The 384-nt window shown below is 71.6% G+C and carries 1 protein-coding gene; it reads left to right on the plus strand.

Annotation, left to right across the window (positions count from 1 at the left end):
• The coding region (locus tag ACLEQD_RS45235; RefSeq protein ID WP_410392047.1) for an AMP-binding enzyme at positions 1–384 on the plus strand (384 nt) is incomplete at both ends.

The following is a 384-nucleotide window of genomic DNA, read 5'->3' on the forward strand; positions in this document are numbered from 1 at the left end:
GACGGCCTCGCCTGGGGCTACTGGGAGCGGCCCGACCTCACCGCGACCGCCTTCATCCCCCACCCCTTCGCCTCCACCCCGGGCGCCCGCCTCTACCGCACGGGAGACCTCGTCCGGCAGCGCCATGACGGCGCCTTCGATTTCGTGGGCCGCCGCGACCAGCAGGTGAAGGTGCGCGGCTTCCGCATCGAGCCGGGTGAAATCGAAGCCGTCCTGCGCCAGCACGCGTCCGTGCGCGAGGCACTGGTTCTCGTGCGTGAGGACTCACCGGGAGACAAGCGGCTGGTCGCCTACGTCACCTTCCGTGACGCCGTGAGCGCCAGTGACCTGCGCGCCCACGTCCAGGCGGCGCTCCCCAGCCACATGGTCCCCTCCGCGTTCGTG

Source organism: Corallococcus sp. 4LFB (assembly GCF_046520365.1).
GTDB classification, from domain to species: domain Bacteria; phylum Myxococcota; class Myxococcia; order Myxococcales; family Myxococcaceae; genus Corallococcus; species Corallococcus caeni.